This is a genomic window from Cellulomonas sp. RIT-PI-Y, assembly GCF_025642745.1.
Taxonomy (GTDB): domain Bacteria; phylum Actinomycetota; class Actinomycetes; order Actinomycetales; family Cellulomonadaceae; genus Cellulomonas.
In genome coordinates, this window is sequence record NZ_JANZKP010000040.1 from 25,645 (window position 1) to 32,579 (window position 6,935).

At 72.5% G+C, this 6,935-nt stretch carries 7 protein-coding genes; all 7 read left to right on the top strand.

Annotated features, from left to right (window positions below):
• Positions 1-81: 81 nt before the first annotated feature.
• A complete protein-coding gene (locus OGL89_RS12485) occupies positions 82-1,098 on the top strand; it encodes a PhoH family protein (RefSeq protein WP_263120475.1) in 1,017 nt (338 codons plus the stop codon).
• A gap of 52 nt (positions 1,099-1,150) precedes the next feature.
• Entirely contained in the window at positions 1,151-1,603 is a 453-nt protein-coding gene (gene ybeY, locus OGL89_RS12490) for an rRNA maturation RNase YbeY (protein WP_263120476.1), read from the top strand.
• Between the two features lie 8 nt (positions 1,604-1,611).
• A complete protein-coding gene (locus OGL89_RS12495) occupies positions 1,612-2,907 on the top strand; it encodes a hemolysin family protein (RefSeq protein WP_263120477.1) in 1,296 nt (431 codons plus the stop codon).
• The gene (gene era, locus OGL89_RS12500) at positions 2,904-3,815 is read left to right on the top strand and encodes a GTPase Era (RefSeq protein WP_263120478.1); all 912 of its coding nucleotides are present in this window, start codon (positions 2,904-2,906) and stop codon (positions 3,813-3,815) included. The genes OGL89_RS12495 and era overlap by 4 nt, the downstream gene beginning before the upstream one ends.
• Entirely contained in the window at positions 3,815-5,434 is a 1,620-nt protein-coding gene (locus OGL89_RS12505) for an acyl-CoA thioester hydrolase/BAAT C-terminal domain-containing protein (protein WP_263120479.1), read from the top strand. Before era ends, OGL89_RS12505 begins: the two co-directional genes overlap by 1 nt.
• Before the next feature lie 67 nt (positions 5,435-5,501).
• Positions 5,502-6,293, top strand: coding sequence for a protein phosphatase 2C domain-containing protein (locus tag OGL89_RS12510; RefSeq protein WP_263120480.1), 792 nt, complete (start codon positions 5,502-5,504; stop codon positions 6,291-6,293).
• Positions 6,290-6,935 (top strand): hypothetical protein (locus tag OGL89_RS12515; RefSeq protein WP_263120481.1); only part of this gene is annotated, 646 nt, incomplete at its 3' end. The genes OGL89_RS12510 and OGL89_RS12515, both read left to right, overlap by 4 nt.

Genomic DNA, 6,935 nt, shown 5'->3' on the forward strand with positions numbered 1-6,935 from the left:
GCGGGCTGTCCGTACCGCCCGGTAAACTCCATGATCGATCGTCCCCACCACCGAAGGAGCGCGACGGCGCAAGCCGAGCACATGGCCGAATCCACACCGCAGCAGCAGCGATCCGCCCGCCCGCCCGTGGCGGCGCCCGCACGGGTCGAGCACCGGATCACCGTCCCCGCCCAGGTGTCGATGGTCGAGCTCCTCGGACTCCAGGACCAGGTGCTCCGGGCGATCGAGCAGGGTTTCCGCACCGTCGACCTGCACGTGCGCGGCAACGAGATCCGGATGTCCGGTCCGGCCGGTGACGTGGCGCTGGCCGCCCGGCTGGTGGACGAGCTGGTCGAGATGGCCGGCGCCGGGACGCCGCTGACCCCGGACGTGGTGACCCGGTCGGTGGCGATGCTGACCGCCGGCACCGACACCCGCCCGGCCGACGTGCTGACCCTGAACATCCTCTCCGGTCGGGGGCGGACCATCCGGCCGAAGACCACCGGGCAGAAGTCCTACGTGGACGCGATCGACCGGAACACGATCACCTTCGGCATCGGCCCGGCGGGCACCGGCAAGACCTATCTGGCGATGGCCAAGGCGGTGCAGGCGCTGCAGGCCCGGGAGGTGAACCGGATCGTGCTGACCCGTCCGGCGGTCGAGGCGGGGGAACGGCTCGGCTTCCTGCCCGGCGGCCTGTCGGAGAAGATCGATCCGTACCTGCGCCCGCTGTACGACGCGCTGCACGACATGGTCGACCCGGACTCGATCCCGCGGCTGATGGAGGCCGGCACGATCGAGGTCGCGCCGCTGGCCTACATGCGCGGGCGCACGCTCAACGACTCCTTCATCATCCTGGACGAGGCGCAGAACACCTCGGCCGAGCAGATGAAGATGTTCCTCACCCGACTCGGCTACGGGTCCAGGATCGTCGTCACCGGCGACGTGACCCAGGTGGACCTGCCCTCGGGCACCCAGTCCGGCCTGCGGGTGGTGGAATCGATCCTGGCGGACGTCGACGACGTCGCGTTCTGCCGAATGTCCTCCTCCGATGTCGTCCGTCACCGCCTGGTGAGCGACATCATCGACGCCTACGCACGCTGGGACACGAAGTCATGAACCCACCCCACGACATCGCTCGCTGCGCCTCCGATCGCGCGGAGACCCCGAGATGAGCATCGAGGTCAACAACGAGTCCGGCCACGAGGTCGACGAGGCGGAGTTCGCCGCACTGGCCCGGTTCGTCCTGGACCAGATGCACGTGCACCCGCAGACCGACCTGTCGATCCTGTTCGTCGACACCGAGGTGATGACGGATCTGCACGTCAAGTGGATGGACGAGCCCGGTCCGACCGACGTGCTGTCCTTCCCGATGGACGAGCTGCGCCCCGGCCGTGCGGACGAGCCCACCCCCGCCGGTCTGCTCGGTGACGTGGTGCTGTGCCCGGAGGTCGCCGTCGAGCAGGCCCGGACCGCCGGTCACTCCACCGCGGAGGAGATGCTGCTGCTCACGACGCACGGCATCCTGCACCTGCTCGGCTACGACCACGCCGAGCCGGAGGAGGAGAAGGAGATGTTCGCGCTGCAGCGACATCTGCTGCTGACCTTCCTCGCCGGTCGGTGAACGGGTCGATGCACGAGGTCCCGATCGGGCTGCTGATCACGCTGGCGGTGCTGGCGCTGTTGGTGGCGGCCCTGTTGTCCGCCGGTGAGGCCGCGATCCTGCGGGTGTCCCGCGGTCAGGTCGCCGATCTGTCGGCGTCCCGGCACCCGGCGGCGGCCCGGATCGAGGCGCTGTGCGAGGACCGGGCCCGGGTGGCCTCGTCCGCGGGCACCCTGCGGCTGCTGTGCGAGATGGTCGCCGCGGTCTGCATCACCCTGGCGATCGCCGCCAGCACCCTGGCCTGGTCGCTGGAGCTGGTGATCGCGGTGGTGGCCTGTGCCTTCCTCACCGTGGTGCTGGCCCGGCTGAGCCCGCGGTCGGTCGGTCAGCGCCGGGCTGTCCCGGTGCTCCGGCTGACCGCGCGCCTGCTGTCCGGCGTGCGCCGGGTGATCGGCCCGCTGCTGCGGATCGCCGAGCCGGGGTCGGATCTGGACGAGCGCGAGCTGCGCGAGATGGTGGAACGGGACGGCCGGGACGCGATCGACGACGAGGAGCGCGAGATGCTGCGCTCCGTGCTCGGCCTGAGCGAGACCCTGACCCGTGAGGTGATGGTGCCGCGCACCGACATGATCACCACCGGCGAGCAGACCCCGCTGCGCAAGGTGCTGTCCCTGCTGCTGCGCTCCGGCTACTCCCGGGTGCCGGTGATCGGCGATCAGGTCGACGACCTGCGTGGCGTGGTCTACCTCAAGGACCTGGTCCGCCGGATGGAGGAGGACCCGGCCTCGGTCGACGCCCCGGCGGTGTCCGTGGTGCGCCCGGCGGTGTTCGTTCCGGAGTCCAAGCCGGTGGACGAGCTGCTGCGCGAGCTGCAGGCGGGTGCCTCGCACATCGCGATGGTGGTCGACGAGTACGGCGGCATCGCCGGGCTGGTGACGATCGAGGACGCCCTGGAGGAGATCGTCGGCGAGCTGACCGACGAGCACGACCCCTCCGCCCCGCAGGTCGAGGACCTGGGCGGCGGCACATTCCTGGTCCCGGCCCGGCTGGGACGGGACGAGCTGGGCGAGCTGTTCGGCATCGAGGTGGAGGACGACGACGTCGACACCGCGGGCGGTCTGCTGGCCAAGTCGCTGGGCAAGGTCCCGATCCCGGGCTCGGCGGGCGAGATCCACGGCCTGCGCCTGGTCGCGCAGGGCACCGAGGGCCGCCGCAAGCGAGTGGCTAGGGTGCTGGTCAGCCGCGTTCCGGACCCGGAGCGTACGGAGGAGTCCACGACGGAGACCGTCGCGGAGAGCAACGCAGAGGAAAGGTCCGCAAGGTGACCCATCGTTCCGGCTTCGCCTGCCTGGTGGGACGGCCGAATGCCGGCAAGTCCACCCTCACCAACGCCCTGGTGGGCCAGAAGGTGGCGATCACCTCCGGCCGTCCGCAGACTACGCGGCACACCATCCGCGGCATCGTGCACCGGGAGGACGCCCAGCTGGTGCTGGTCGACACCCCGGGGCTGCACCGGCCGCGCACCCTGCTCGGCGAGCGGTTGAACAGCCTGGTCAAGGACACCCTGACCGAGGTGGACGTGATCGGCTTCTGCCTGCCCGCGGACCAGAAGGTCGGGCCGGGCGACCGGTTCATCGCGGAGCAGCTGGCCGAGCTGAGCCGCGGACGCCGGGGCACCCCGGTGGTCGCGATCGCGACCAAGGCGGACCTGGTGAGCAAGCAGCGGCTGGCCGAGCACCTGCTGGCCATCTCCGAGCTGGGCGACTGGGCCGAGATCATCCCGGTCTCCGCGCAGGACGGCTACCAGGTCGCCGAGCTGGAGCAACTGCTGACCGGCTACCTGCCGGAGGGACCCGCGCTGTACCCGGAGGGCGAGCTGACCGACGAGCCGGAGGCCGTGATGGTCGCCGAGCTGGTCCGGGAGGCCGCACTGGAGGGCGTCCGGGACGAGCTGCCGCACTCCCTCGCGGTCCAGGTGGAGGAGATCCTCCCGCGCGACGTCGGCGAGGGCGAGGCCCCGATGGTCGACGTCCGGGTGAACCTGTACGTCGAGCGGGACTCGCAGAAGGCGATCGTGATCGGTCGTGCCGGGTCGCGGCTGCGTCAGGTGGGCACCGACGCGCGCCGCGGCATCGAGGCGCTGCTCGGCACCCGGGTGTACCTGGACCTGCACGTGAAGGTGGCCAAGGACTGGCAGCGCGACCCGAAGCAGCTGGGACGCCTGGGATTCTGATGACGGCAGGCGACGACGCGTCCCCACGCCCGGGGGAGAGCCCCGAGCGGCACCGGCGACGGCTGGTACGGGACGCGGAGCACGCCGCCGGGGCACAGCGCCCGCGTCCGCCACGCCGGGACACGTTCTACCGGGTGCTCGGCGGCGTGCTGGCGGGGGCGATCCTGCTCGCCGTGATCGGGTCCCTGATGGGCCCGGAGTGGCGTCCGCTGCCGGTGACCGACCCGCTGACCGTGCAGTCGGCCTCCACCGCGATCGGGGACGCGCCCGAGCTGGAGCAGTACGACGTCGACACCCGGGTGGTGGAGGTGCAGCTGGACGGCGCGGTCGTCCAGGCGCGGATCCTCACGCCGGTGGGCGCCTCGGGACCGGTGCCCGCGGTGCTGTTCGTGCACGGCGCGGGGACCGGGAAGTTCGAGGACGCGTTCGTGGACCAGGCCTACGCGCTCGCCGAGGCGGGCGTGGCCACGATGGTCCCGGACAAGCGGCTGGACACCTACTCCATGCGGCACCGGGACTACGTGGCGATGGCCCAGGACTACCTGGTGTCCTTCGACCTGCTGCGCGCGCTGCCCGAGGTCGACTCCACCCGGGTGGGCATCTACGCGGAGAGCGAGGGCGCCTGGATCGCACCGGTGATGGCGTCCGAGCGGGCCGCGGTCGACTTCGTGGTCCTGGTGTCCGCGCCGGTGGTGCCGCCGCGCCAGCAGGCCGCGTTCGCCGTGGACCAGTACCTGCGGAACACCGGGGTGCCGGACCAGGTGTTCCGGGCGATCCCGCGCTCGGTCGGCATGCAGCTGCCCGGCGGGGGCTTCGAGTACGTGGACTTCGACGTGGCGCCGTACCAGCGGCAGATGACCCAGCCGGTGCTGGCGGTCTACGGCACCGCCGATCAGTCGATGCCGATCATCCAGGGTGCCGAGCAGCTGATCCGGGACATCGCGATCGCCGGGAACAGCGACTACACGCTCCGGTACTACGGCGGGGCCGACCACGGCATCCGGATCGACGGCACCGTGTCCACCGCGTTCCTGCGGGACCTGAGCGAGTGGGTGCTCGGGCTGCCGGATACCGCGCACGCCAGTCCGCGGATCGCGGGCGCCCAGCCGGAGCAGCTCTACCTGGCGCAGCCGGTGCCGCAGCCGCGCTGGCTCGGGGACGGGGGCCTGCTGCTGGTGCTGATCATCGGCGCGGTCGCGGTCGCCGTGCTGCTCCCGGCGTCCCGATGGGCGGCGGTGGGCTGGCGGGTCTGGCGCAAGCACCCGCCGCACGAGGGCCGGGACGTCCCGCTGACCCGGCGGCTGACCCTGCTGTCCGCCGCGTCGATCGCTACCGTGGTCGCCCTGGTCTGGTACCTGTTGTCGGTCGCCAGGCTCGCGCTCGACTACGAACGCAACGGCTGGGTGGTGCAAGGTGGGTGGCTCGGCGTGCGACTGCTCGGCATGGTCGCCGTGGTGGCCGCCGTGCTGGTGATCGACCGGATGCGCACGCTGAGGCGCATCGGCCGCCCGCTGGCGCAGGGGGTGGTCGGACATGTGGCGGTGTGGGGGACGAGCGTCGCCTGCGCCGTGCTGCTGGTGGTGCTGGCCTACTGGGGCGTGTACCAGCTCGGGATCTGACCGGCGGACAGCCGGGGACGGGGGAGTGATGCGGACGACCTGGGGCTCGGCCACCGACCGTGGGCGGGTGCGCGCGCTGAACGAAGACGCGCTGCTGGCCCACCCGCCGGTGTTCCTGGTGGCCGACGGCATGGGCGGCCACGAGGCGGGCGACGTCGCGAGCCGGCTCGCGGTGGAGGAGTTCGCGCAGACCGCCGGGCTGACCGCGGTCGAGCCCGCCGACCTGCAGGGCTGCTTCCAGCGCGCCGCCGCCCGGATCCGCGGCACCTTCGAGCGGCGGGAGGGTGGCACCACGGTCGCCGGGGTCGCACTGGCCGACCGGGACGGCACCGCGCACTGGCTGGTGTTCAACGTCGGCGACTCGCGGGTGTACCGCTGGTCCGGCGACGACCGGGAGCTGAGCCAGATCAGCGTCGACCACTCGGTGGTGCAGGAACTGATGGACGCCGGGCAGCTCACGCGCCAGGCGGCCGAGCAGCACCCCGAGCGGCACGTGCTGACCCGGGCGCTCGGCACCGGCAGCGACCCCGAGCCGGACTACTGGCTGCTGCCCGCTCGTCCGGGCGACCGCGTGCTGCTCTGCTCGGACGGCCTGACCAACGAGCTGACCGCGGAGCAGATCGCCGCGGTGATGGCCGACGGGGCCGATGCGGCCGAGACCGCCTCCGCCCTGGTACGGCTCGCCGTGCAGGCCGGAGGGCGGGACAACACCACCGCCGTGGTGGTCGATGCGTACTCCGGTCCGGAGAATGCGCCCGGATGGCTCGCGTTGGCGGGTGTTCCGACCGATGGGAAGTGGGACGACAGTGTCGACGGCGCGACGATCCCGCGACCGCGCAACAAGGTGGAGGACCAGTGACCGTGCCCGAGTACACCCCTGGCGAGTGGTACGGGGTCGTGTCCGGCGACATGGCCGTGCTGTTGCACCCGGCGACCCCGGAGTCCGTGGTGCGGGCGGTGTGGTCCGCGCTACGTGAGCGCGAGGGCCTGGGGCGCCCGTTGGAGTCGCTGCTGGCCGACGGCATCACCGGACTGCGTCCCTTCGCCGCGGTGCGGGTGGCGGGTGAGGGCCTGCACACCGCGCTGCGCGGTGACGTCGCGATCGTGACCACCCGTTCCGGCGAGCAGCAGCGTCGCAGTGCGCCGCAGGTGGTGCTGTGGACCGAGGACAGCGACGCGGCGGCCGACCGGGTCGAGCTGCGCGCCGACGGGGCGCCCGAGCGGACCGAGGACCAGACGTTGCCGGTGACCGAGGGCGTGGTGCGTGCGTCGCGGATCGTGCTGGACGGTCGCGTGCGCGGCACGGCGTCGGAGGGCGCGGACGGGTCCGGTGGCCGTCCCGGCCGTCGGCGGGAGCGGGCGGCCGAGCCCCGCACCCCGGAGCGGGTCGCCGCGCCGGAGCCGAGCGCCGCGCCGCGGGTCGAAGCCGAGCCGAGCGCCGCGCCGCGGGTCGAACCCGAGCCGGTCGCCGACGCCACCGAGGTGCTGCCGGCCGTCCCGG

Bases quoted from the DNA above. Each gene is read 5' to 3' on its own strand.
- OGL89_RS12485 (WP_263120475.1), top strand. From the start codon at position 82: ATGGCCGAATCCACACCGCAGCAGCAGCGATCCGCCCGCCCGCCCGTG.
- ybeY (WP_263120476.1), top strand. From the start codon at position 1,151: ATGAGCATCGAGGTCAACAACGAGTCCGGCCACGAGGTCGACGAGGCG.
- OGL89_RS12495 (WP_263120477.1), top strand. From the start codon at position 1,612: ATGCACGAGGTCCCGATCGGGCTGCTGATCACGCTGGCGGTGCTGGCG.
- OGL89_RS12505 (WP_263120479.1), top strand. From the start codon at position 3,815: ATGACGGCAGGCGACGACGCGTCCCCACGCCCGGGGGAGAGCCCCGAG.